The sequence below is a fragment of the Cytophaga sp. genome, from assembly GCF_051961495.1.
Taxonomy (GTDB): Bacteria; Bacteroidota; Bacteroidia; order Cytophagales; family Cytophagaceae; genus Cytophaga.
Genome location: NZ_JBQCDF010000253.1, coordinates 1 through 24,482, shown reverse-complemented (window position 1 = coordinate 24,482; position 24,482 = coordinate 1). Strand labels below are relative to the sequence as shown.

Sequence of the window (24,482 nt, the reverse complement as noted above, 5' to 3'; positions counted from 1 at the left end):
CTTTGTAATTGATATTCAATTCATTAGTTTGAAAATGGGGCAACTTTTGTATTATTAATACGATATAGTTATTGAAAAGTAACCACGTTTACTGATTAGTAGGATCATATACAATTGATTTTTTGGCACTTGAGGCACAAAACTTACCTTATAAAAGATAAGTTTTCCGTGTTTTTAAAGTTTTTCGTAATCTTGCAACATGATGACATTTGAAGAATACTGTATAAAGAAAAAGATAAATTCTGAAGCTTTCCGGGCTCAAGAACCTGAACGCTGGCTGGAATGGAAACTGCAGTTTGAACAAATGCATCCGAATTCATTTACCGAACAGAAAAAATTCCTGATCAATGAAACCAGGAGAACCTATTTACTGGTAAATACTCCGGAATAAGGGTTTATAAAATCAGCTTGCGCTTTCGTAGCGGATATTTTTTACTTCGTGAGCGATCTGCTCATCATCATCATAAATGAACGAACGCAATTTACTGCGGATATCACTTTTGTTCATGTTATAATATACTTCGCCGTTATAGGCAATCGAAACGCCTCCTGTTTCTTCCGATACCACCAGTACAACCGCATCCGTTACTTCGGTTAAACCAATGGCTGCGCGGTGTCTCAGTCCCATGTGGGCCGGAATGTTATCGTTCTCCGAAACCGGTAAAATACATCTGGCTGCTTTGATTCTTCCGCCGGTTAAGATTACCGCACCATCATGCAGCGGACTGTTCTTCTGAAAAATAGAGATCAGCAAGCGTTTACTTATTTCAGCATCCAGAATATCGCCGGACTCTGCATAGAAGCGCAGTTCAGACGTTTTGCTGAATACGATCAAGGCACCGGTATTTGTCTGAGAGAAGATCTTCACGCTATCAATGATCGGCGAAAGATTCAGTTCCGCTTTTGAATTCGGTTTTGTTTTTGAAAACCAGTCTTTGATTAAGTTGTTATTCTGAGAAGTACTCTTGCCGATCATCTGCAAAAATTTGCGGATCTCCTGCTGGAATAAAATAAAGGCAGCCAATACTCCTACGCCCATGAACTGGCCGAGAATATTGCGGAGCAGCTCCATGCCCGAAGCTTTCACAATCAGGTAAAAAGCATAAATCAGCAGAATGCCTATGAATACTTTTACGGCAACGCTTCCTCTTAATAATTTATAGAGCTTATAAATTATTACAGATACCAGAAGGATGTCGATTACATCGATCCAGGAAACGGTTATAAAAGAGATTTGAAATAATGAAATCATCCCTGTAAAGGTATACAAAATGTATAAATGTTCTGCGATTATGTTTCGAAATTAACGGGTAAGCTGCTGCAGCAAGGTTACCGTTTCCTTTGCCTCTTTTACGTCATGCACACGCAGGATATCTCCGCCATTCAGCAGGGATATCGTATGCAGGATGGTGGATCCATTGAGCGCCTCTGCCGGTTCAACTTCCAGCGTTCTGTATATCATGGATTTCCTCGATACGCCTATTAAAACAGGAAGTTCAAAAATCTTGAATACATCCAGCTGTTTTAACAGTTCGAAATTCTGCTCCCTGTTTTTGGCAAAGCCGAATCCCGGATCCAGAATGATGTCGCGGATACCTGCAGTCCTTGCTTTTTGAAGCTGTATACTAAAGAACGAGATCATTTCATCCGGCAGATCCGCATAGGCATTTTGTGTATTCATGTCCTGCGGTGTGCCCCGCATGTGCATCATAATATAAGGTACGCGGGCTTTGGCCACTGTTGCAAACATAGCTTCGTCGAGCGTACCACCAGAGATGTCGTTCACCAGCGATGCTCCGTGCCGGATTGCAGTATCAGCCACGGCTGCACGGAATGTATCGATTGAGATCAGCAAATCCGGAAATCTTTTCCTTGCTTCGCTGATCACCGGAATAACCCGGTTTATTTCTTCCTCCGGACTGATATCCGCTGCATTGGGACGGGATGAATAACCACCAATATCAATCAGATCAACGCCGGCAGCCACCATTTCCCCGATCTGTTTTATGGCAGTTTCAAGGGTATTCGTTTTCCCGCCATCATAGAAAGAATCAGGGGTACAATTCACAATTCCCATCACTGCGGGTTTGTCAAAGTAGATAAGTTTTCCCCCGGAATAACATGTTTTTTTCTTGTAAAAAAATGTATCTTTAAAATCTTTCAAGCTATTATCATTATTGGTGTTCAGTTCTAATTTACAAAGTTCGGTCAAATGCAGCAAACGGCACAGGAATACAAGGAAGTAATTGCAACCTGCAAGAAAGTATTTATAGACAAAACCATTGATTACGGAACTGCCTGGCGGATCCTTCGTCTGCCGTCCATCACAGATCAGATCCTTATTAAGGCACAGCGCATTCGCTCCATTCAGGAGAAAGGAAAAATGCTGGTGGAAGAAGATATTACTTCTGAATTCAAAGGCATCATTAATTATTCCATTATTGCTTTGATCCAAATGGAAATGACAGAAAACGATCCCATGGAACTAGACCCCAAGCGTGTTGCCGAATTGTACGACAAACACGCGACACAAACCCTGGAGTTGTTGCTGAAAAAAAACCATGATTATGGCGAAGCATGGAGAGAAATGCGTATCAGTTCCATTACTGATATTATCCTGATGAAGCTTTTCAGGGTAAAACAAATTGAAGACAATCTTGGCAAGACTTTAATTTCTGAAGGAATTGATGCTAACTATCAGGACATTATAAATTATTCGGTATTTTGTTTAATTAAATCGGGAATTATAAAACCTTTAGCCCGATAAATCAGTATTAAAGCAAACTAATCGAGCTACGTTTAACCAAATAAAAAAATAGGGGTCAAAAATTTTTCATGATTCACTTCCTTATAAAAAGAATTTTATACGGATTCCTGGTTTTGCTGGGAGCAGTCATTGTTGTGTTCTTCATATTCAATGTGTTACCTGGTGACCCGGTAAATATGATGGCAGGACAACGGACGGATGTTGCTACGCGCGAGGCTATTTCCAAGGAGCTCGGGCTGGACCTTCCCATCCACAAGCAGCTGTTTCATTATATAAACGACCTTTCTGTTATTTCCATCCACGACGACGAACCCAAAAATCAAAAAAAATATTCTTATACACCCCTGTTCCATATTGGCAAAGAAGTAATTGTATGGAAAACGCCTTACCTTCGGCGTTCCTTCCAGAGCAACAAGCTGGTAAGCGAAATCATTGTTGAAAATGTGGAAGGCACATTCTGGCTGGCCTTATCGGCAATGGCATTTGCCACTACCTTAGGTATTTGTTTGGGCATTTTTGCTTCTGTAAGACAAAATTCTTTACTGGATCATGGGATTATCGCGTTTTCAGTTGTAGGCATTTCAATGCCTTCTTTTGTTTTCGGTGCTATTATGGCCATGATCTTTGGAGATCTGTTATCTGATTATACCGGTTTAAATGCTTCGGGCAGCCTCTGGGAAAATAACATTTTTGGTGACCGCGAATTGAAACTGAAAAATCTCATCCTGCCAACAATAACGCTTGGTCTGAGCCCGATGACCATCATTGTACAGCTTACCAGAAGTTCCATGCTGGAAGTACTGTCTCAGGATTATATCCGTACAGCGAAAGCAAAAGGCCTGGGGCACTATGTGATTATTTTCAAACATGCCTTAAAAAATGCATTGAACCCTGTTATTACAGCTGTATCCGGCTGGCTGGCTTCTTTAATGGCCGGTGCCTTTTTTGTTGAAAGTATTTTCGGCTGGAAGGGGCTAGGCTCTGTAACCATCAATGCTGTATTAAGTCTTGATTTTCCGGTGGTAATGGGCGCAACAATATTTGTTGCTTTAGTTTTCATTATAACCAATATCTTTGTAGATATATTCTACGCTCTGATCGACCCGCGCGTACGTCTGAAATAATTAACGCTATTCATTTCCTGATATGTTGATCTACCTCATTGGTCTTCCCGGCTCTGGAAAGAGCACCATTGGTAAAACGCTTGCCCAAAAATTAAAGTACGAGTATTTTGATATGGATGATGCCATCTGTGCCAGGGAACAGAAAACCATTGAAGAAATCTTCGCCGATAAAGGTGAAAATTATTTCCGCGAATTGGAACATGAGATCCTGCATGAAACATTTGATTTAAAAAATACGATCATTTCAACAGGCGGTGGTGTGCCTTGCTTCTTTGATAATATCAATGAAATGAAAAGAAACGGACTGACTATTTTTATAAATCCAACCATGGACGAACTGGCCAACAGACTAGGCGGACAGGGCGGCGCCAACAGACCCATGCTGAAAGGCAAAAGTCACAAACAGGTATTGGATTTTATTGAAACAAAATACAAGGAGCGTGCACCCTATTACGAGCAGGCAAAGCTTATTTTCAGCACCAATAAATTAAAACCGCAGGATATTCTTGACCGCTTAAAAAAGGATAAGCTTATTTCTTAAAAAATGAGTGTATGTTACCTTCGACACTCAGGTAATAAACACCGAGCGGTAGCTTTCTAACGTCGATGGTCGTGCCATTCCCTTTAAATTCCAGCTTTCCCCGCTGGTTATAAATGTAATAATCCGCCTCCCTTGAAAGTGTAATAAAGTCTTCAGTACGCGTAGGGTAAAAAGTAACAGCCGGTGATTCAGGTTTCACTTTCAGGAATCTTTCCGTTTTGTCTTCGTACTTCAATGTGTATTCGCCGGTAGCCAGACTTCCGATCGCAACTTCTGTAGCCCGGCCCTTCAACACAACGTACCCGTTGGCATCAATGATGGAATATTTGGAAATCACATTGAAATAAATTTTTTCATTCGCCACAGCCGGATAAAATCTTGGCTGGTCGAAGATCAGATAATGCAGGGTCTGCTCCAGTTCAATTTCAGTCTGGTTGATTTTCAAAATTGTACCTTCTTCATCAATCAGAAAACTACTCAGGGTTCCGGCAAGTCCGTACGCGTTTACCAGTTTGCTGTTCCATCCCTGTAAATCAACACCCTGATTCGGCCATGGCATACGATCGTATCTTAAGGCAGTAAGCCATTGATCCTTTTTCGTATCCAGAGAAACGCTCATGATATCAAAGCCATAGGCTTTGTAGGAGTTGTATATCTTAATAAGCTGGGGGTGTTTTAACCGGCAGGGACTGCAGCCTGATGACCAGAAATTCACCAGTACAATTTTCCCTCTCAATGCTGAAAGTGTAATGGTTTTGTTTGAAGGATCCAGAACCGAGATTTCCGGTGCTTTATCGCCAACAGCAAGATTTATCTGTTTTGTTTCTGCATGGAGGCAGCAACTAATAACAAACAAGATACATGTAGAAATAAAGCTTTTCATTCGAATGAGGTATGCTTACAAATCTAGTTTTTTTTGGTTCATAAATCAACAATTTAATACGGCCTGCTTCTTTTTATTCAGGTGAAACAGAAACCGGAGGGCTATTCTTTCAAATCCTGAAAAACTGCCTGACATAACTATTTGTTCAGCGGGCTTTTAATCATTGAATTCATGTTTCATAGGGTGAAATACCATACAAAAAACTATCTTTGCCGGTGCAATAAACACTGAAGTAAAATTTAAGATGAGTAAAGGATTACCAAAACGCAGCGAAGATTATTCGTTATGGTACAATGAATTAGTTAAGAGAGCAGACCTTGCTGAAAATGCACCTGTAAGAGGTTGTATGATCATAAAACCATATGGCTACTCCATATGGGAAAAAATGCAGGCTGTATTAGACAAGATGTTCAAGGAAACCGGCCACAGCAATGCTTACTTTCCTCTTTTCATACCCAAATCCTACTTAAGCAAAGAAGCAAGTCACGTGGATGGCTTTGCCAAAGAGTGCGCGGTAGTAACACATTATCGTCTCAAGAACGATGAGAGCGGAAAAGGAATCATCGTGGATCCGGAAGCGAAATTAGACGAAGAGCTGATTGTACGCCCGACCAGTGAAACCGTGATCTGGAATACGTATAAAACCTGGATTCAGTCTCACCGCGACCTTCCCCTGCTGATCAACCAGTGGGCCAATGTTGTGCGTTGGGAAATGAGAACACGTTTATTCTTAAGAACAACGGAATTCTTATGGCAGGAAGGGCACACGGCACATTCCACCAAGCAGGAGGCGATCGAAGAAACTGAACGCATGCTGGATGTATATGCAACGTTCGCACAGAAATATATGGCACTGCCGGTGCACCGCGGTATTAAATCTGCAAACGAACGTTTTGCCGGTGCCGAAGAAACCTATTGTATTGAAGCCTTGATGCAGGATGGCAAAGCCCTGCAGGCCGGCACGTCACACTTCCTGGGTCAAAATTTTGCAAAAGCATTTGATGTAAAATTTGCTGCCAAAGAAGGCGGACTGGAATATGTGTGGGGAACATCCTGGGGCGTAAGCACACGTTTGATGGGCGCATTGATCATGGCACACTCCGATGACGAAGGTCTGGTATTACCTCCATTGCTGGCTCCTATCCAGGTAGTTATTGTTCCTATCTTTAAAACAGCTGAACAGCTGGATCTGATCGAAGAGAAACTGAAACCAATCATTGCTGAATTAAAAGCAAAAGACATTAGTGTGAAGTTTGACCACAGTGACAAATATTCTCCTGGTTTTAAATTTGCAGAATATGAATTGAAAGGTGTGCCGCTGCGCGTTGCTATTGGTGCGCGTGATATTGAGAACGGAACCGTTGAACTTGCCAGAAGGGATACGAAAGAAAAAACTACTGTACCGCAGGACGGTTTAGCAAATCGTATTGTTGAACTGCTGAAAGAAATTCAGGCAAACATTTATAAAAAAGCATTTGACTTCAGACAAGCGAATACGTTTGTAGCAGATGATTATGCAACCTTCAGGAAAATGCTGGATGAAACCCCGGGCTTTATTTTGGCACACTGGGATGGAACTCCGGAAACGGAAGAAAAAATTAAAGAGGAAACAAAAGCAACGATCCGTTGTATTCCTCTGGATGTTACATCAGAAAGCGGCGTATGCATGGTAACAGGCAAGCCGTCTGCGAGACGTGTTTTGTTTGCGCGTGCCTATTAATACCTGCTGCTTAAGGTAGAAATAAAAGGGCTTCCGGATCGGAAGCCTTTTTATTTCTATTTTAAATACTACTTATTTACGATTCATTTTTATTGCTTCATCCAGCAACGCATATGTTTCCGAATAATGGTTGTTGATCTTGTATCCCCGCTTGTGGCCCAAACGAACAATGATCATATCCAGCTCTGGTATAGCAATGACATATTGTCCAAGAATACCGCGCATATAATATGCTGATATACCCTTATAGTCGGATATTACCCACCATTGATATCCATAAAAATCCGTTGTTTCTTTTGTAAGTATACCCGTTAAATTTACTGGTGCTACAGATTGACGGATGAACGATGAATCGATCAGTTGTTTTCCGTTGTGATTACCTCCATGCAGATATAAGGAAGCCAATCGCGCAAAATCGCGTGGATTGGAGTAAATACAGCAATATGCTTTTTCCATCCCGTCTTTATGATCCAGACTCCACACAGCATCGTTTGAGGCGCCCATTGGCTGCCATAATTCTTTTTCAAAAAATTCTGAGAGCGGCATCTTGGTTGCCTTTACAAGAATCATGGCAAGCAATTCCGTGTCGCAGCTTTGATACTCGAAATACATACCAGGCTTTTGTTTTACCTGCAGGCCGAGCATTTGCTTTTCAATGTCTGTACCATAATATGCTTCGGTTGTCTGGCTCCACAAACTGCTGTATGCCTCATCCCAGTCCAGGCCGGAGCTCATCATTAATAAGTGACGGATCGTGATCCTGCTTTTTTCACCGATTGAATATTCTTTCAGAAAATCACCAACCGGTTGATCAATGGATTTGATGTAACCCAATTGAACTGCTCTTCCGATAAGCGCGCTAACAAAGCTTTTAGCGACCGAAAATGAATTGCTGCGCGTTGTATCAGTAATGCCATTCCAATATCTTTCAGTTTTTACAGAGTCATGCTGAATAAACAAAACCGAGGCAGTTTCGTATTTCTCCAGTGTATCGAGCAGCTGTGCGGAAAGTTTCTGTTTGTTGTAATCAGATGACAGCGGCCAGATAGCGGGATCCGTTGATTTATGAATGGTTCTTGAATAAAAAATATCTTCATCAAATATTCCCGGCAGGTTATACCAGAGTGTGCGGTAATAATAATTTTTGTCGGCGAAATGGACCAGTACAACAATGCAAAGAAGTAAAACCAGAATGCTCCAACCGATTTTTCTTTTCATCATACAACATTAGAAATCGTATCCGAACGTGAAATAAAAGCGCGGACTTAATTGCTGCCCGTCTTTGATACCCCAGGCTACATCGCCTTTAATGTAATAGCCAAATACAAATGTTCTTGCGCCAAAACCATATCCATATAAAAATGGATTTCGGTAATTGTTTACTTCAACCGTAAATGGTGAATTATTATTAGGATCAGCGGAAATTATTTTTTTGTTCAGACTGTTATTTGTCGAAAATGGATTGGCACCATACCACGCAGCACCTACATCTGTAAATGTTACCAGCTGGAAATTGCGCAGGAATGCAGAAGATACAGATCCATTGTACAGATACTTAATAATCGGCAATCTGAATTCGGCATTAAACAGAAAATAACTTTGTCCGGATTGTTCATTGTATTGAAAGCCCCGCACATTGGTAACATATTTATTCAGCATGATGTCTGTATTGTCAACACCTGCCTGAATCTGCAACGGGTTAGCAACGCCACCGCCGGTACCAACGGAATTGAACAGCCAGTTATCCATACCGCCAAATATAAAGCTCTTGGGAGATTGTCCGAAGAATCTGCCGAAAGAGCCGCGCAATGCTAAAACAGAGCTTCTGTGAATTTTCTGATAACGGCGTATATCAATATTAAATCTATTGTAATTTCCTGCTTTATCAGAAAGATCCTTATACGCATCCAGAGTTATTTTTGCACGTGTTCCCTGAAGCATGTTCATACCTGAACTTGTTGTATTGTCATACACAAATTCAAACTTACTTCCTGCATACAATCTTTTTTGATCATCTACCAAAACGATTGTTGTATAATCCGACAAGTCTGAAAAACGTGTTGCCTGTATAAAAGGAACCGCGCTGATTCTGCTGTAAACAGAAAGCGGATAAGATGCTTTCAATTCAACCTGATTGATTACATACCGGTGATTGATGTTATTGCTGCTCGGAAAATAAGTAATGCGGTCAAAGCGCACACCCATGTCAACACGCTTTTTCAAATACAGATATTCGCCCGACAAACTGCTACTTTTCAAATCTGCAACACCAAACAAACTCATGTTCACACGGTGATTTGACATGAGGTCTGACATATTTGATTCGATCAATAAACCAAAACCTCTAAGCGGATCTACCTTTAATGTAGATGAAACAATGTCGGTACCGAACAGGTTTTTATAATCATACGGGCCATAAAAACGTGCCATCGAACGCTTCGGAGGTAACTTCGGATCAACAGCTGGTTTGTTGTTTCCTTTTTTAGGAAGCTTCATCGTTGTATCTGATTCAAAGTATACTTTGTCGAGATCAATGTCATCTGAACTTTTAGGCGTAACGACTATAACATTCGGTTTCTTAGGTTTATCCGGAGGCAGTATTTTGTTTCTTGCAATAACAGACTGCGATGTTTTCTTTGTGATTTCAACGCCTTGCTGAACGGAGAACAACGTATCCATAAACACTTTTTCTTTACCTTTTGAAATGGCAACAAAAGCCAGGTATTTTGATTTCACATTCAAATCATACTCCAGAATATCTGTCGCGTTATTGGTCAGCGCCTTCGTTGCACCCGTTGTCAGGTCCTGGCTATATAAATTCTGAACACCGTTGTCATCGTTTAAATAGACGATTGTATTGGCATTGATAAATGCCGGTTGCGTATAGTTACAGCCCTGTGCAGGAATCTTCTTTAAAACTTTTGCGCCGGGTTTGTAAATGTATAATGAATAATTCGGTGCCGATTGAAAACGGGTTAATGTTGCCAATGTATCATCATTCCTGTTGGAAGCAAAAATCACATTGTTACCTGGCCCGAATCTCGGTGAGATATCATCGTACTCATCGTTTGTAACTTTCAGGTATTTTGCTCTTTCAATATCATACAGCCAGATATCAGCCTGGCCTCTTTCATCGGCGCTGTAGACAAGATATTTTCCATCGGCACTAAATGAAAAATTATTGATCTGATGATACACTTCAATTTCCCTCGACTCTTTTTTCTTTGTATTAATGTCATAGGTTTGAAAAATAATTTTTCCTTTTTTATAGGTAACACTTGCAAGTACGCTTTCTGTTACCCAGGCCAGCTGCGGATTACGGGTGATCGGTAGCTGGTCATTCAGCTTAAAACCACCCGCTACAATTTTTTTCTTTTTATGTTGTTCAATATCATTCAGGAAAACATTATAGCGCCCTTTGAAATTGGTGGAGTATGCTAAGTATTTGCCATCATTGCTGATCACAGGTGTTGTAAGATCCCTGCCTTTGACATTTGCACCGTTGAGTGAAGTAAACGTAGTATCAAACAAAACCGCTCCGTCAAGTTCAACGGCCTTTTCTTTATAGTACGTTTTCCAGTCATCAATAAAGTTTTGAAAATATGAGCCCGTGGCAGCTTCTATAGCAGCGCGATCACTTCTGTAGATACGTGTGATCTGCAGGATATTCGTAAACATATCGTGTCCATAATGTTCGGAAATAAAATGCCAGATCGATTGTCCGATCCATTCAGCTTCCTGTCCGGAATACGAAGAAGGGTTTCGCAATTTATTATTTAATGCCAGGTCGCGGATGTAATTATCCATTTCCCGATTCCAACCTTTGGCAATGTATTCAGAAGCACCTTTTACATACCATTCCGGCAATGACAGAAAATAGGAGCTTTGCAGCACTTCTTTAAAATTTCCGCCATATAAAATAATATTGATCCAGGTTTTAGAAATGCCATATGACAGATCATTTTTGAAATCTGCCAGGTTTCCCGTAAATGCTACTTCAACCGTGGCTTTCACCAGGTTCGTTGCTCCTCCTACAAAAGTTCCCTGCTGCAGGCCGATATTGCTTTGTTGCAGGTCCGCGATGGAATTATACAGTAAAACTTTTGTCTTACTCATATTGGAATAACCAAGCGTATTCTCCAGCTGTTTAAAAACAGATTCAGCATGTGTTACGGCAATCGGAGCCAATGCTTCTCCTTCCAGGTAATAGTAAATATCAAAATTTTCTGAAGAGACCAGCTTCCAGGTAAATTTCTTATACTGGATCCGGTTTTTACCAAATTGATCCTGTGACGTCTGCGCAACAGATGTGAAGGAATGCATCAAAAAAAATAACAAGGTATATTTTACTATCCCTCCAATAACACGCTGCATTGAACTAATTCTTTTTTTGTATGAAATATAAATAATTAAATCGGTTCACGGACATACTTTTGTCTATTTCTTGCCCCTGGAGCAGGAATTTTACCAATTCGCGGGCAGCAAAAGGAGCCAGAGAAACACCTTTCGTTCCCAGGCCATTTATAATCACTGCCAATGGATTTTCCGGGTGCGGACCAATAATTGGCCGGTGGTCCGGTACAACCGGCCTGATCCCTGCCTGCTGATTGGTTACAACGAACGGTTTCTTCAAAATGGTATTTGCACCTTCTGTTATCTCTTTTAATCCTGCTGCTGTTGGCAGATCATCCTCAAACTGACGGATATAAGAAGATCCCATCCGGAAAGAACCGTTGGGAAGGGGGATGATAAAAAAATGCTTGTTCACGACATCCTGTAACGGGTAGTCCTCTATATCAAGCGTTAATACATCTCCTTTCATTCCCTGAACAGGAACCCATCTGAAATAAGGGTTTTTTTTATTGTGATAACCTTCGGCAAAAATTATTTTTTTAGCACGTATATTTTTATACTGAACAAATTCCTTTTCAAAAATCAGGTCTTCATATACCAACGTTTCATTCATGAAAGAATCTGAATCCTTCAATTTATTTTGTACAGCCTGGATAAAAGTTTTTACATCCAGGTATCCTGAAAAGTTTGTAGAAATACCGCCGAACGGATTGTTAATATATGGAGTGTATGCGCCGTTATCCGGCTCTGCTGCTGCGAATACAGCGCTTTCATCTGTAGACTTCGCCCAGAAATCATTCTGTGCCTGCATATCTGAAAACGGCCGGTAAATTTTTTTCGGGTAGAGAATCTTTATTTTTAATTCTTCTTCTGTCTGTGCATAAAATTCCAACAGGTATGGAAACAGTTCTTTCGCATTCCAGGTGAGCACCATTTTTTTGCCCGTAACAGGATTGAATAATCCCGCAGCAATCTCCGAAGAGGCTTTTTTATCTGCACTCGCAGCAACTACAACTGTTTGTTTTTCACGCAATAAAGACAATGCTGTGCATGTACCTGCGAGTCCCTGACCAACAATTATATAATCTACCTGTTTCATTTCGCTAAAATAACCCGCTTCTTTTGATTATTCATTCCTTTTAAACCATTTTTGTTACTTTAAATCCAGGTATGATACATATTGAAACGCTTACGTTTAATCCTTTCCAGGAAAACACCTACGTTGTATATGACGAAACCGGTACATGCATCATTATTGATCCGGGCTGTTACGAAAAATACGAACAAGAGGAACTGACCGACTTTATTTCCCGAAAAAAACTGAACGTACAATTGCTTATCAATACCCATGGCCATATTGACCACGTGCTGGGAAATTATTTTGTAAAAGAAACATACAAAGTACCTTTTCATATTTTCCATCAGGATCTTGCTACCCTTCAGTCTGTAAGCGCTTATGCAGCCAATTACGGTTTTCCGAAATATTCGCCGGCGACCCCTGATGTGCTTTTAAAAGAGACAGACAAAGTTGAAGCGGGTACCATGAAATTCGATATTCTTTTTGTACCGGGTCATGCACCGGGCCACATGGCACTAATCAACCGGGAAGAAAAAATCTGTTTATCCGGAGATGTCTTGTTCCGCAACAGTGTAGGGCGCTCAGATCTGCCGGGCGGCAACCACGATACATTAATCCGGAGTATCAGGGAGAAACTGTTCTTACTTGCCGACGATACAGTCGTATATCCCGGTCACGGACCAACAACCACCATTGGATTTGAAAAAAAACATAACCCTTACTGCGCTTTATAACTATGATTAAGAAACATATTCCCAATGCACTTACCTGTTTAAATTTAGGATTTGGTTTTTGGGGAATTTTATTCCTTCTGAACGGTAAAATCACAGAAGCATCCATGTGCATTGGTGCGGCTTTGATTGTTGACTGGCTTGATGGCTTTGTGGCGCGCCTGTTACATGTTGCTTCCCCGATCGGGAAAGAACTGGATTCATTGGCAGATGTAATCAGCTTTGGTGTATTGCCGGCGCTTATGCTGACCTTCATGATCATTTCCATCACAACAGGCACACCTTATGCAACCGTTGCCGCATTCCGTTTATTTGATTCGGGCAACTTCAATCCCTTAATACTTGCAGGAACCCTGCCTGCGATGTTTTCTGCAGTGCGCCTTGCAAAATTCAATCTTGATACCCGCCAGAGCGATCGTTTCTTTGGCGTACCCACACCAAGCAACGCATTGATTGTTGCATCCTTCAACCTGATTGCCATTGATCGGGCCTCCTTTCTTTTTCCGATGATTTCGAACCTTTATTTCATTGTCGGTTATTGTATCGTAATGTCTTATCTGTTAATTGCTGAAATTCCGCTGATGGCTTTAAAATTCAAGGAATTCAGCTGGGGAGTGAATAAATTCCGCTATTTACTGGCAATTACTGCTGTTGTTTTGCCGGTGTTCTTCGGAAAAGAGTCCATTCTGCTGATCATGACCGCTTACATCCTGTTTTCCCTGCTTCAAAATAAAACTGAAAAACATGCATAATAATGCATACAGAAACGGTAAATTAATACACTAAAAACCATCTCTTAACGTTTAGTGACAGGCTGTTAACATCCTTTATTCATTTGATGAACTTTTTAAAATCCATAGGTCTCCTGCTTTTGAGTATTTCAGGCATTTGTTCTGCCGGTTATGCCCAACAGATTAATACAACATACACAGTTAACTGGTCAGGGTACAACAAAACTGTATTGATACAAGGCCAGACGGCTTCCTACCCTATGGCAACAGATGTATTTATCAATGATGCTGGAGTCCTTGTTCTGACAAAAGATATTGCAGGAAAAATAACCGGCCCGGTTACCATTGAATCTGTTGAATATTATGCAGGCGATTCAAGTTCGAAAGCGGTCTTGAAAAAATTAACCCTGCCGCAGAAAACACAGGTTACTTACGACTATTTATACAACGACAATATTTTTACCCGGGTGTTTATTCCCGTGCTGCAAAAAAATGCTGATAGCTGGTCGCAGCTGTCATCGGTAACGGTACAATACACACTTACTTCTGTTATGGAGGATGTACCCGTAAAGACCAATCCATACAGCAACGCTCCTTCCTACTCAAATGCCCGCACCGCAAATGTTACAGGTTCCGTACTGGCATCGGGCGACTGGTATAAATTCGCAGTTTCATCAACAGGTATTTATAAAATTGACGTTGCTTTTTTAAATAGTGCTGGCATTAATACGAGCACCATAGACCCAGCCACAATCCAGGTATATGGTAATGGCGGAGGAATGCTGCCACAACCCAACAGCACAACCCGGATTGATGATCTTGCGGAAAACGCGATCTTCCTGAGCGAAGACGGGAATGGTGTTTTTGACAACAATGATTATTTCTTATTCTATGCAGAATCTCCGCACACCTGGTCATTTGATGCAACGAATAAAACATTCAGCCATCAATACAATCTTTATTCCGATCAGAATTTTTATTTCATAACCTTTAACCAGCAAACCGGCAAACGGATTTCAAGTCAGGCTTCCATCACAGGAACTGCACAAACAGTTTCTACATTTGATGAACATTCCTTTACCGAAACGGATACCTACAACCTGCTTGACTCTGGAAGAGAGTGGTACGGGTTCCAATTCAGCCAGTTTGTTCCCAGTCAAACATATTCGTTTGATGTAACAGGAATTGTCCCGTCTTCTTCAATCCGTATGGTTTCATCCGTTGTGGGCCGTTCTTACAACAGTTCCTATTTCAATTATACCATTAACGGTTCTTCCAGCGTGATTCCTGCGTCGCAGACGCTTCCTCCGATTTCTACTGCAGAGCATGAGGCCATCGGGAACAATGTTACTTCCACCTATACATTTAATGCTTCTGCTATAGGTGGTAATTCAACGTTAACGGTAGGTATGATTTTATCAGGTACCAACCCTGTGGCGAATGCCAACTACATTGAACTCCAATATCAACGGTCCCTGCGATTATACGGAACAGAGACATCTTTCAGAACCATCTCCAGTATTACTCAACCAACAACAACTTACAGCATTGCCAATACTACCGGTTCAGAAATGATCTGGAACGTGACCGACCCGCAGAATGTGAGCAACCAGGGTTATACATTTACAGGCTCTGCCATAGAATTCGGCGCAAACAGTTCAAGCCTGAATGAGTATATCGTTTTCAAAGGCTCTTCCTTTGAAAATCCTGCATTCGTAGAAAAAGTTGCCAATCAAAATCTGCACAGTCTTAATACAGGTTCTATTCCGGATATGATCATTGTTACAGATCCTTCCTTTGTATCAGAAGCACAGCGGCTGGCAAACTTCCGGGAAAATAATGACGGTATATCCATTTATATCTGTACCACCAATCAGATCTATAATGAATTTGGTTGCGGGAAAAAAGATCTTACTGCGATCCGCGATTTTTTCAAAATGGTATACGACAGAGGTACAGGCACCGAACAGTTGAAATATGTTTTATTATTCGGCGCAGCTACTTACGATTACAAAAACCATTTAGGTATAGGCGGCAATTTTGTGCCAACTTATGAATCACGCGAATCCCTGGCGGAGCTGAGATCTTACAACTCCGATGATTATTATGGCTTCATGGATAATAGCGAAGGATTCTGGACAGAAAATGTAAGTGGTTATAATACCTTAAACATAGGTGTGGGGAGAATTCCGGCACGCACACCGGAGCAAGCTGCAACCTGTGTCAACAAAATTATTTCTGCATCTAAACCTTCTTCACAAACCAACGGCGACTGGAAAAATAAAATGACGCTCCTTGCCGATGACGGTAATTATAATCTCCACCTGACCACCTCTGAAAATATGGCGAACCAGGTTGCAGGTATAAACCCGCAAATGAATATTAATAAAATATACATGGATGCTTACCCGCAGGAAGCGGCACCCGGCGGCAAAAGATTTCCGCAGATGAATAATGCCATTAACCGTGACATTGACGAGGGAACATTAATCTGGAATTACACCGGCCACGGCGGAAACAATGTACTGGCGCAGGAAGAAATCGTCACCACATCTTCCATTAACAGCTGGACAAATATCAACCATCTTCCTTTCTTTATTACTGCCACCTGCAGTTTTGGGCGCTTTGACAAACCAGGCCTGATCTCAGGTGCCGAGCAAATCCTCATGAGCAGCACCGGTGGTTCCTTTGGTAATTTCACTTCTACAAGAACCGTTCTTTCAAATACGAATGCCGATCTTAATTCCGACCTGTATGATTACATCTTTGATCGTTATGCTGACGGAAGCTATTACCGTTTAGGAGATATTATTAAAAATGCGAAAAATGCCCACGTATCTACGACAGATGTAAATAATAGAAATTATACATTCCTGGGAGATCCTTCCATGCGTATGTGTTACCCGATCCAGAATATGGTTCTGACCAGCATCAATGGCAATCCTATAAATGCCGTACCTGATACATTAAAAGCATTAAGCAAAGTCACGCTGGAAGGACTGGTACAGGATTTCAATGGAGTAACATTAACCGGATATACAGGGTCTGCTACGATTACCATCTATGACAAACCAACAATTGTGACGACATTGGGCGGATCAACCGACTCCCCGGTAACTAATTTTCCGCTGCAAAATAATATTATCTTCAATGGATCTGCAACGGTAACAGCAGGTGTATTCAGTGTTTCATTTGTGGTACCTAAAGATATTTCATACCAGTACGCACGTGGTAAAGTAAGTCTCTATTCGGAAAACAGCAATGGCAGTATTGATGCGGGTGGTTATTTAAGCAATGTGGTTGTGGGTGGATCGAATCCGAATGCACCGGTTGACAAAATTCCGCCTACAGCGAAGATCTATATAAATGATCCTTCCTTTGTTTCGGGCGGTGCAACCCGTGAAAACCCCATCTTCTATGCCGACGTTGCAGACGAGAATGGCATCAACATCTCAACTTCCGGTATCGGTCACGAGATAACCCTTACCCTGAGCAATAGTACAGACGTCATTATTCTGAATAAGTATTATGTGGCTGCCAAAGACGATTATACCAAAGGCAAGGTCACATTTCCGCTTGGTAACTTAGCTCCGGGCACCTATTCATTACGATTTAAAGTCTGGGATACTTATAATAATTCTACAGAGGATGTACTTGAATTTACTGTTGAAAGCACTTCAAAAATTCAATTGAGCCATGTATTGAATTATCCCAATCCATTCTCAACCAATACAACCTTCCACTTTGATCATAACCGGTTTGGAGATAATCTGATGGTTCAGATCCAGATTTATACCGTTTCGGGCAAGCTGGTAAAAACGCTGGATGAAACAGTATATAACAGTCCTTCACACATTTCCGACATAAATTGGGATGGTTTGGATGATTATGGCGATAAAATTGGCCGTGGTGTATACGTTTACAAGCTTAAAATTCGTTCTCTACAAGATGGCTCTACGACTCATGTTTTTGAGAAACTGGTTCTATTATAAATTTAACTAACTAAATAAATACCTTATATTTGTAGGTAATAATTAATCTTAATATGCAAAAAATAGTATTTTCAGGCCTTGTGTTGTTGCTTTGCGGCATTTTTCAGGCACAAGCCCAATCAAAAAGCGATTACCTGCGCACAATGACAACAGCTGTTCCTTTTTTAAATATTACACCCGATGCGCGTGCAGGTGGTATGGGCGATGTTGGTGCAGCTACAAGTCCGGATGCGAATGCCGTGTACTGGAACCCGGCAAAACTTGCTTTCAACAAATCCGATATGGGACTGGCCATTTCATATAACCCATGGTTAAGGAAATTGGTAAATGATATGTCTTTATCTTATATATCGGCTTACAAAAAACTTAGAAAAGAAGATGCCGTTGGTATCAGCTTTAAATATTTCAACCTGGGCCAGGTTACCTTCACAGATAATAATGGTGCTGTGATCCGCGATTTTCAACCCAACGAATTAGCTTTGGGCGTGCATTATTCAAGAATTCTTTCCGAACATTTTTCAATGGGTATCGGAATCAAATATTTCCACTCCAACCTGGTAGGCAGCTACAATGCCGGATCAGGAAATGTCGCGAAAGCCATTAATAGCGTTTCTGCTGATATCGGTGCATATTATACAAAAGATCTCCTGGTTGGCGGCAAAAACTCAAACCTCGCGTTTGGCGCCGTGATCACAGACATAGGCCCTAAAGTAACCTATACCGATGTTGACCACAAAGACTTTATCCCTACAAACCTAAGACTGGGTGGTACCTATACCATCGAAGCAGATGCCTTCAATAAGTTCTGCATCTCGTTTGATGCCAACAAATACCTTGTACCAAGCAAAGACACCAGCAAAAACAATACGGATATGGGTATGCTCGCGGGTATGTTCACATCATTTGCTGATTCGCCGGATGGTTTTAAAGGTGAACTGAGAGAAATTATTCTGTGTATGGGTGCAGAATACTGGTACAATGATTTGTTCGCGGTGCGCGGCGGATACCACTATGAGAACCCTGCAAATGGTAACCGCAGATATGCAAACGTTGGTGTTGGCCTTCGTTACAACGGATTCGGGCTGGACATGGCTTATCTGATTCCGATTCAGCAATCAAACCCATTGGCTGAAACATTGCGTTTCACGCTTCACTTTGATTTCAAATCCAAGAAAGTAATTGAAGATTCTGTAGGAAGTTAATGATACAGCAACTAGACAGGACTATTGCTCCTGATATCAACCCAATTGACCGTTTTCACTTGCCAAAAGTGGAAACGGTTTCGTTTTCTAATGGCAACACATTACACAAGTTTGCCCTAGGGACACAACCTGTAGTACGTATTGAATGGATCTTCAATACCGGCAGCAGAGCCGAAAACAAAATCGGCACGTCCTTCTTCACAACCAAAATGCTCGCCGAGGGAACCGCTGTCCTCACTGCTCCACAGATCCAGGAGTTCCTTGCCCAGTATGGTGCATTCCTTGAATTGAACCCTGGCAACGAACGAATAAACATCACCCTGTTCTGTCTGGAAAAACATTTACCTGTACTGGTTCCATTTATAAAAAATCTATTAACTGAAAGTATCTTTCCTGAAGCGCAGTTAACCAAAATGAAACAGCAGCAGATCCAGGGGATTCAGGTAAACCTTGAAAAGACTGCTTATCTGGCTGGTGTGGCCTTCCGAGAGATGTTGTTTAATAACAACCACCCATACGGAAAGCATCTCGATATTAAGACAATCGAAGCACTTGAACAAAACGATCTCACTTCTTTTTTTAAGAATGAATTGCTGAATAAAAATTGTGATATCATTTTAACAGGTGGTTTCAGCAACGAAAGTGTTGAGCTGATCCAGAAAGAATTTGGCACGGCGCCTTTGCAAAAAACCAATCAAAAACCTGCCATGCCGGTACTTGCAAAAGCAAGCCGTGAAATAATTATTGAAAAAGAAGGCAGCGTACAATCGTCTATCCGCTATGGACGAATGTTATTCAACCATTCACACAGCGATTACTTTGATGCCTATATATTAAATGAAATTCTGGGTGGTTACTTCGGTTCCCGACTGATGCAGAACATCCGCGAAGATAAAGGCTATACCTACGGTATTCATGCAAGTATTGTAACCTTGCAGGAAGGTGGCTACTTTGTTATCGGAACGGATGTAAAACGTGAATTCACAAAGAACGCCATTGAAGAAATTGAAAAAGAACTTCAACTTCTGATTGATACACCGGTTTCAGACCTTGAACTGCAAACAGTGAAAAGCTATATGCTCGGAAGTTTCGTGGGAGATATCCAGACACCATTCTCTATTGCAGATAAATACAAAACCATTTTCTTTAATGGTTTGGGATATGATTATTATGACCGCTTCTTTGCGCGCATACAATCCATCACTGCAACTGATATTCAGATTGTAGCAAAAAAATATTTTGCCCCTGCAGAAATGTCTTATGTTGTAGCCGGTGGATTTTAATCATATGATAAAGTCTGTAAGAGAATTTTTACGTAATCTAAAGATCACCTCCATTGTCTATAATATTTTCCATTACAGACAATTGATGCATAATGCAAAAGCATATAAAGCATTTGGCATCCGCAGGCCTTTATTCTGGTCTATCAGCAGCAAAGATTTTTCAGGCATTCCGTTTGATCTGCCCTGGCTGGATAGACCCGATGCAAAAGAAGCGTTGGAAAAAGATAACAGCTTAAGCTCCTTTTCAGCGCAGACACAGGAACAGCTCAGACAGTGGCCGGACAATGGTTATCTGATTCTTAAAAATTGTTTCTCGGCAGAAGAGGTTGATGCCATCAATCAGGAAATTGATTCTTTGCTTGAGCAGAAAAAAGTACACTTCCGGTATAATAACAGAAAGATCATGTTTTCCATGTATGCATCCCAATTGATGCACCGCGTGGCAACCGATAAACGGATCACAGATGTTATGCAGTTTATCCTGCAGATGCCTGTAGTTGCGTTCCAAAGCATTAATTTTTTCAAGGGCAGCGAACAGAAAGCGCATTCAGACAGTATTCACATGACCACCTTCCCTCCCGGTTATTTAATTGCTGCATGGATAGCCCTGGAAGACATTGACAGCAACAACGGGCCCTTGTTTTATTTACCGGGCAGTCACAAGCTTCCTTACCTGTTAAATGATCGATATAAACACGGCGGCGGCAAATTGGTTTTAGGCAGCGAAGCCTACGAAAAATACGAAGTACATTTAGCGGCTGAGATCAAACGCACCGCTTTTGCAGAAAAAGAATTTCATGCAAAGAAAGGTGATGTGCTGATCTGGCACGCAAACCTGCTGCATGGTGGCAAAGCCATATTGGACCCTCAAAGCACGCGCAAAAGCATGGTCGTTCATTTTTACGGAGAAGATGTGATTAAGTACCACGAGATCACACAACGACCTTCCCTGATCCGTAAATAAAATCTACACTATATTCTTTTATATCTGGACCGGTTCAGCGGATCCTGTTTTAAGACTTTAGTTAAAGCCAGATACATGGCAGGTTGATTGGCATAGAAATGTTCCGGCCTTTCAAAAAAATATTCTACTGCTACAGCAAAATATTCATTCCTGTCTACTTCACTGTAGTCCTTGTATTCAGACTTTCCGCTGGCGATATATTTTTCCGCGACTTTTTTATACAGCTGAAATAAATCGTTGTATGCAGTAAATCTGAACATCTTTGATGACCGGTTATTCAGCTGCTGCTCGAGCGTAAATGCCATGGCAAGAATTTTCAAACCCGGATTATAGCCATCGTGAAAAGAATCAAACCCAGCACGAAAATCGTTCCATGGAATATCTACTTCTTTCTTTTTATGCATATGACGCAGAGATTCCATTTCATCATTAGAGATGTGAATAGCATCGAAATGCGACAGATAATATGCCTGCAGATGAAATACGATCAATGTTGCAGCAGCAGCAATCATCACCTTCATTTCTTCTGTTACTTCAAAGCCTTCGTCAGAAGTAAATTTTTTATTCACCAGAAAATGATGTACGCGTTTTCTGAAACTTCTCTGATCTTTTTCAGAAAGCCTGTTGTAGTAATAAAACCTTTCTTCGAGAATCCGGCGTCTTTCCGGACTTAATGAAAATAAATATTTATGAAGTTTTGATAAATGAATTTCGTATACGATACATTGATCAATCAGAAATATTGTCATAATAACCATGACAGTTCCGAAGAACCACCATGGACTGGTTCTCTGGCTAGGTGGAATACCGCCCGCGCTTTGCAGCAGAATGTATAACATAGAATCTATTTAATCTACTTTTTGAATATTGTATGTATTGTTATTCCAGCTTACTGCATCGCCTGCTTTCTTACCCATAAACAACTTGCCAATGGGTGAATCCTGGCCGATGATAAAGTATTGCTGCTTACCAATTTCAACCTGGCCAATACTGATCGCGATGTAAAAAATCCCTTTGTTTGTTTGAACCAGTGAACCGGATATAACACTTTCAGAAATACGATCCTGGGGAATTGCCTGCAAAGTAGCCTGCAGTTTTTCTGCTTCGGCAAGTTGTTTGGTATTCTTTTCAATCTCCAGTTGAGCCATGGCCCGGCTTGTCTCGTATTTGTCGCCTGCGGTGCTTTTGGTCTCTTCGTTGGCTGAAGACTGCGTTTTTTTAATTTCTGCTTTCAGGCGATTGATGCGGTCTGTTGCGTAACCGATACAATAGGCATATAAGCTGCTTTTAAGAGATTTCATGTTTTTGATCATATTTGAAGCAGATCTGCATTTTTCACCACCAAGGGAACATTCTGCTTCTGATTCCGGTTACTCAAGTAGCAAAAATACTATAAATAGTCTCTGTTAAGAAATTCCCTTTAATTATAATATTTACTATTATTTTATAATATTTAACTGACTAAAATTCTGCAACTTTACCATATGAAAAAAATCGTTTCCATAGTATGTATTCTGCTTCTTCTGGTTGCCACAAGCAATCTTAAGATAAATATACACTTCTGTGGAGGTGAAATTTCATCCATTGATTTTTTTGGGAAAAGCAGTAACTGCGGCGGCAGCTGTAATTCAAAAGCAGCAGCATTAAAGGAAAATTCATGCTGTAAAAATTTAACCGCTATTATTACTACGAGCGCAGCATCATCTTCCGATTATTCTTTCCAGGTACAGCAACAAACTGCAGCACCTGTTTCTGTAGTATTTGCTCCTATGGCAGCGCCTGTTTACGCAGCTAAAATGTTAAAAGGCGCAGTTAGCACCAATGCTCCACCTGAGCTTTCCGTACACCCCTATTATATATTGTACAGAAGTCTGATCATATAGTTTTTCTTTTTCCTGGCAGGCAGATATTCTTCTGCTTCAGAAAATCCATTATTATATAGTATTGAATTGCATTCTGCAAATATGCTCTCCCTTTTGTAAAATGCATGTGGAGCAGTTCACCTATATGCGGTTTGTATGAAACAAACCCTAAATTATCTATTCAAAAAATTCAGTTTATAAAACATTTATGATTATGAAAACAATCATCTTCTCGATGATACTTATGTGTGTAAGTATCTTCCAAAATACTTTTGCAACGGAAGCACATTATGAAACCACAAGCTTTAAAGTAAGCGGCAATTGCGATATGTGCAAAAGCAGAATTGAATCGGCTCTGAAAAAAAATCCAGGTGTACAAAGCGCAATCTGGGATGTGAAAACAAAAACAGTCACTATCAGTTATAATCCGCATGCAATTTCTGTAGATCAGCTTCACAAAATAATTGCTGATGCAGGTCATGATACAGATAAAATAAAAGCTACAGATACTGCCTATAAAGCATTGCCGGGATGTTGTAAATATAAAAGAGGCTAATTCTTTATGAATGTCCATATACATAGAATAATTTTTTTCTGTGTATATGGACTTACGAAAATCGAACATAACATATCCGGGATTCTTCCAGGATAATAACTCATACAAGTATGGTTGAAAAACTCATTTCACTATCGCTTAAAAACCGGGTAATTGTTCTGCTGATTGCAGCAGGTCTCTTTGCATGGGGAATTTATTCGATCCGGAAAAACCCCATTGATGCAATTCCGGACTTGTCAGAGAATCAAGTCATCGTTTATACTGAATGGATGGGGCGAAGCCCGCAGGTAATCGAAGACCAGGTAACATATCCCCTTGTAACGAATTTACAAGGTATCCCCAAAGTAAAAAACATTCGTGGTACATCTATGTTTGGGATGAGTTTTGTCTACATCATTTTTGACGACGAAACGGATATATACTGGGCGCGCACCCGGGTATTGGAGCGTCTGAATTATGCACAAAAATTGCTGCCTCAGGATGTATCACCAACCCTTGGTCCGGATGGTACAGGAGTTGGGCATATATTCTGGTATCACTTGGATGCACCTGATGTTGACCTTGGCGAACAACGGGCATTACAAGACTGGTACATAAAATTCGCCTTGCAGAATGTACAGGGAGTAGCCGAAGTTTCTTCTTTCGGTGGATTTCAAAAGCAATATCAAATTGTTGTTGATCCACATAAACTTACT

The 24,482-nt window shown here is 40.9% G+C and carries 22 protein-coding genes; 14 read left to right on the top strand and 8 right to left on the bottom strand.

Annotated features, from left to right (window positions below):
- Positions 1-199: 199 nt before the first annotated feature.
- Entirely contained in the window at positions 200-391 is a 192-nt protein-coding gene (locus tag ACTHJT_RS14105; protein WP_440239295.1) for a hypothetical protein, read from the top strand.
- Between the two features lie 12 nt (positions 392-403).
- On the opposite strand, the gene cdaA is transcribed toward ACTHJT_RS14105, so the two are convergent.
- Positions 404-1,252: a diadenylate cyclase CdaA gene (gene cdaA, locus ACTHJT_RS14100; RefSeq protein ID WP_440239293.1), complete on the bottom strand. Its 849-nt coding sequence runs from the start codon at positions 1,250-1,252 to the stop codon at positions 404-406.
- 51 nt (positions 1,253-1,303) lie between these two features.
- Positions 1,304-2,164, bottom strand: coding sequence for a dihydropteroate synthase (gene folP, locus ACTHJT_RS14095; protein ID WP_440239291.1), 861 nt, complete (start codon positions 2,162-2,164; stop codon positions 1,304-1,306).
- A 48-nt stretch (positions 2,165-2,212) separates the two neighbouring features.
- Here folP and ACTHJT_RS14090 point away from each other — a divergent pair, with 48 nt between their 5' ends.
- From ACTHJT_RS14090 to ACTHJT_RS14080, 3 genes are all read left to right on the top strand, one after another.
- Positions 2,213-2,767: a DUF1599 domain-containing protein gene (locus ACTHJT_RS14090; protein ID WP_440239289.1), complete on the top strand. Its 555-nt coding sequence runs from the start codon at positions 2,213-2,215 to the stop codon at positions 2,765-2,767.
- A gap of 68 nt (positions 2,768-2,835) precedes the next feature.
- Complete coding sequence (locus ACTHJT_RS14085) at positions 2,836-3,891, top strand: ABC transporter permease (RefSeq protein ID WP_440239287.1); 1,056 nt, start codon at positions 2,836-2,838, stop codon at positions 3,889-3,891.
- A gap of 22 nt (positions 3,892-3,913) precedes the next feature.
- The gene (locus ACTHJT_RS14080; RefSeq protein WP_440239284.1) at positions 3,914-4,432 is read left to right on the top strand and encodes a shikimate kinase; all 519 of its coding nucleotides are present in this window, start codon (positions 3,914-3,916) and stop codon (positions 4,430-4,432) included.
- On the opposite strand, the gene ACTHJT_RS14075 is transcribed toward ACTHJT_RS14080, so the two are convergent.
- Positions 4,422-5,315 carry a redoxin family protein gene (locus ACTHJT_RS14075; protein WP_440239282.1) on the bottom strand — a complete coding sequence of 298 codons (894 nt, stop codon included), beginning with the start codon at positions 5,313-5,315 and terminating at the stop codon, positions 4,422-4,424. The genes ACTHJT_RS14080 and ACTHJT_RS14075 overlap by 11 nt on opposite strands.
- Before the next feature lie 244 nt (positions 5,316-5,559).
- Here ACTHJT_RS14075 and proS point away from each other — a divergent pair, with 244 nt between their 5' ends.
- A complete protein-coding gene (gene proS, locus ACTHJT_RS14070; RefSeq protein ID WP_440239280.1) occupies positions 5,560-7,035 on the top strand; it encodes a proline--tRNA ligase in 1,476 nt (491 codons plus the stop codon).
- Between the two features lie 72 nt (positions 7,036-7,107).
- On the opposite strand, the gene ACTHJT_RS14065 is transcribed toward proS, so the two are convergent.
- Genes ACTHJT_RS14065 through ACTHJT_RS14055 form a run of 3 tightly spaced genes read right to left on the bottom strand, consistent with a single transcriptional unit; the run spans position 7,108 to position 12,487 of the window.
- Positions 7,108-8,256 (bottom strand): serine hydrolase domain-containing protein, encoded by a 1,149-nt coding sequence (locus ACTHJT_RS14065; protein ID WP_440239277.1) that lies wholly within the window; start codon positions 8,254-8,256, stop codon positions 7,108-7,110.
- Between the two features lie 6 nt (positions 8,257-8,262).
- Positions 8,263-11,409 (bottom strand): hypothetical protein, encoded by a 3,147-nt coding sequence (locus tag ACTHJT_RS14060; protein ID WP_440239274.1) that lies wholly within the window; start codon positions 11,407-11,409, stop codon positions 8,263-8,265.
- A 4-nt stretch (positions 11,410-11,413) separates the two neighbouring features.
- Positions 11,414-12,487 carry an NAD(P)/FAD-dependent oxidoreductase gene (locus tag ACTHJT_RS14055; RefSeq protein WP_440239272.1) on the bottom strand — a complete coding sequence of 358 codons (1,074 nt, stop codon included), beginning with the start codon at positions 12,485-12,487 and terminating at the stop codon, positions 11,414-11,416.
- Positions 12,488-12,558: 71 nt separating this feature from the next.
- On the opposite strand from ACTHJT_RS14055, the gene ACTHJT_RS14050 reads away from it, so the two are divergent.
- From ACTHJT_RS14050 to ACTHJT_RS14025, 6 genes are all read left to right on the top strand, one after another.
- On the top strand, positions 12,559-13,200 hold the full coding sequence (locus ACTHJT_RS14050) for an MBL fold metallo-hydrolase (RefSeq protein WP_440239270.1): 642 nt from the start codon (positions 12,559-12,561) through the stop codon (positions 13,198-13,200).
- Between the two features lie 2 nt (positions 13,201-13,202).
- Positions 13,203-13,949 (top strand): CDP-alcohol phosphatidyltransferase family protein, encoded by a 747-nt coding sequence (locus ACTHJT_RS14045; RefSeq protein WP_440239268.1) that lies wholly within the window; start codon positions 13,203-13,205, stop codon positions 13,947-13,949.
- Positions 13,950-14,035: 86 nt separating this feature from the next.
- On the top strand, positions 14,036-17,920 hold the full coding sequence (porU, locus tag ACTHJT_RS14040) for a type IX secretion system sortase PorU (protein ID WP_440239266.1): 3,885 nt from the start codon (positions 14,036-14,038) through the stop codon (positions 17,918-17,920).
- A gap of 53 nt (positions 17,921-17,973) precedes the next feature.
- On the top strand, positions 17,974-19,122 hold the full coding sequence (gene porV, locus ACTHJT_RS14035; protein ID WP_440239264.1) for a type IX secretion system outer membrane channel protein PorV: 1,149 nt from the start codon (positions 17,974-17,976) through the stop codon (positions 19,120-19,122).
- Positions 19,122-20,405 carry a M16 family metallopeptidase gene (locus tag ACTHJT_RS14030; RefSeq protein ID WP_440239261.1) on the top strand — a complete coding sequence of 428 codons (1,284 nt, stop codon included), beginning with the start codon at positions 19,122-19,124 and terminating at the stop codon, positions 20,403-20,405. Before porV ends, ACTHJT_RS14030 begins: the two co-directional genes overlap by 1 nt.
- A gap of 4 nt (positions 20,406-20,409) precedes the next feature.
- Positions 20,410-21,369, top strand: coding sequence for a phytanoyl-CoA dioxygenase family protein (locus ACTHJT_RS14025; RefSeq protein ID WP_440239259.1), 960 nt, complete (start codon positions 20,410-20,412; stop codon positions 21,367-21,369).
- An 8-nt stretch (positions 21,370-21,377) separates the two neighbouring features.
- Here the strand turns inward: ACTHJT_RS14025 and ACTHJT_RS14020 are convergent, their stop codons facing one another.
- Together ACTHJT_RS14020 and ACTHJT_RS14015 are read right to left on the bottom strand one after the other, a co-directional pair.
- Entirely contained in the window at positions 21,378-22,208 is an 831-nt protein-coding gene (locus tag ACTHJT_RS14020; protein ID WP_440239257.1) for a zinc-dependent peptidase, read from the bottom strand.
- Positions 22,209-22,217: 9 nt separating this feature from the next.
- On the bottom strand, positions 22,218-22,670 hold the full coding sequence (locus ACTHJT_RS14015) for a hypothetical protein (RefSeq protein WP_440239254.1): 453 nt from the start codon (positions 22,668-22,670) through the stop codon (positions 22,218-22,220).
- Positions 22,671-22,853: 183 nt separating this feature from the next.
- Between ACTHJT_RS14015 and ACTHJT_RS14010 the strand changes: the two genes are divergently transcribed.
- The 3 genes from ACTHJT_RS14010 to ACTHJT_RS14000 all read left to right on the top strand — a co-directional run.
- Positions 22,854-23,252 carry an HYC_CC_PP family protein gene (locus tag ACTHJT_RS14010; protein ID WP_440239251.1) on the top strand — a complete coding sequence of 133 codons (399 nt, stop codon included), beginning with the start codon at positions 22,854-22,856 and terminating at the stop codon, positions 23,250-23,252.
- 193 nt (positions 23,253-23,445) lie between these two features.
- Positions 23,446-23,787, top strand: a complete 342-nt coding sequence (locus ACTHJT_RS14005; protein WP_440239250.1) for a heavy-metal-associated domain-containing protein — start codon at positions 23,446-23,448, stop codon at positions 23,785-23,787.
- Between the two features lie 110 nt (positions 23,788-23,897).
- Positions 23,898-24,482, top strand: a 585-nt coding sequence (locus tag ACTHJT_RS14000) for an efflux RND transporter permease subunit (protein ID WP_440239248.1), incomplete at its 3' end; no start/stop codon positions are given.

Coding starts and splice junctions, on each gene's coding strand:
- ACTHJT_RS14105 (WP_440239295.1), top strand. CDS start 200: ATGATGACATTTGAAGAATACTGTATAAAGAAAAAGATAAATTCTGAA.
- cdaA (WP_440239293.1), bottom strand. CDS start 1,252: ATGATTTCATTATTTCAAATCTCTTTTATAACCGTTTCCTGGATCGAT.
- ACTHJT_RS14090 (WP_440239289.1), top strand. CDS start 2,213: ATGCAGCAAACGGCACAGGAATACAAGGAAGTAATTGCAACCTGCAAG.
- ACTHJT_RS14085 (WP_440239287.1), top strand. CDS start 2,836: ATGATTCACTTCCTTATAAAAAGAATTTTATACGGATTCCTGGTTTTG.
- ACTHJT_RS14080 (WP_440239284.1), top strand. CDS start 3,914: ATGTTGATCTACCTCATTGGTCTTCCCGGCTCTGGAAAGAGCACCATT.
- ACTHJT_RS14075 (WP_440239282.1), bottom strand. CDS start 5,315: ATGAAAAGCTTTATTTCTACATGTATCTTGTTTGTTATTAGTTGCTGC.
- proS (WP_440239280.1), top strand. CDS start 5,560: ATGAGTAAAGGATTACCAAAACGCAGCGAAGATTATTCGTTATGGTAC.
- ACTHJT_RS14065 (WP_440239277.1), bottom strand. CDS start 8,256: ATGATGAAAAGAAAAATCGGTTGGAGCATTCTGGTTTTACTTCTTTGC.
- ACTHJT_RS14060 (WP_440239274.1), bottom strand. CDS start 11,409: ATGCAGCGTGTTATTGGAGGGATAGTAAAATATACCTTGTTATTTTTT.
- ACTHJT_RS14055 (WP_440239272.1), bottom strand. CDS start 12,487: ATGAAACAGGTAGATTATATAATTGTTGGTCAGGGACTCGCAGGTACA.
- ACTHJT_RS14050 (WP_440239270.1), top strand. CDS start 12,559: ATGATACATATTGAAACGCTTACGTTTAATCCTTTCCAGGAAAACACC.
- ACTHJT_RS14045 (WP_440239268.1), top strand. CDS start 13,203: ATGATTAAGAAACATATTCCCAATGCACTTACCTGTTTAAATTTAGGA.
- porU (WP_440239266.1), top strand. CDS start 14,036: ATGAACTTTTTAAAATCCATAGGTCTCCTGCTTTTGAGTATTTCAGGC.
- porV (WP_440239264.1), top strand. CDS start 17,974: ATGCAAAAAATAGTATTTTCAGGCCTTGTGTTGTTGCTTTGCGGCATT.
- ACTHJT_RS14030 (WP_440239261.1), top strand. CDS start 19,122: ATGATACAGCAACTAGACAGGACTATTGCTCCTGATATCAACCCAATT.
- ACTHJT_RS14025 (WP_440239259.1), top strand. CDS start 20,410: ATGATAAAGTCTGTAAGAGAATTTTTACGTAATCTAAAGATCACCTCC.
- ACTHJT_RS14020 (WP_440239257.1), bottom strand. CDS start 22,208: ATGTTATACATTCTGCTGCAAAGCGCGGGCGGTATTCCACCTAGCCAG.
- ACTHJT_RS14015 (WP_440239254.1), bottom strand. CDS start 22,670: ATGAAATCTCTTAAAAGCAGCTTATATGCCTATTGTATCGGTTACGCA.
- ACTHJT_RS14010 (WP_440239251.1), top strand. CDS start 22,854: ATGAAAAAAATCGTTTCCATAGTATGTATTCTGCTTCTTCTGGTTGCC.
- ACTHJT_RS14005 (WP_440239250.1), top strand. CDS start 23,446: ATGAAAACAATCATCTTCTCGATGATACTTATGTGTGTAAGTATCTTC.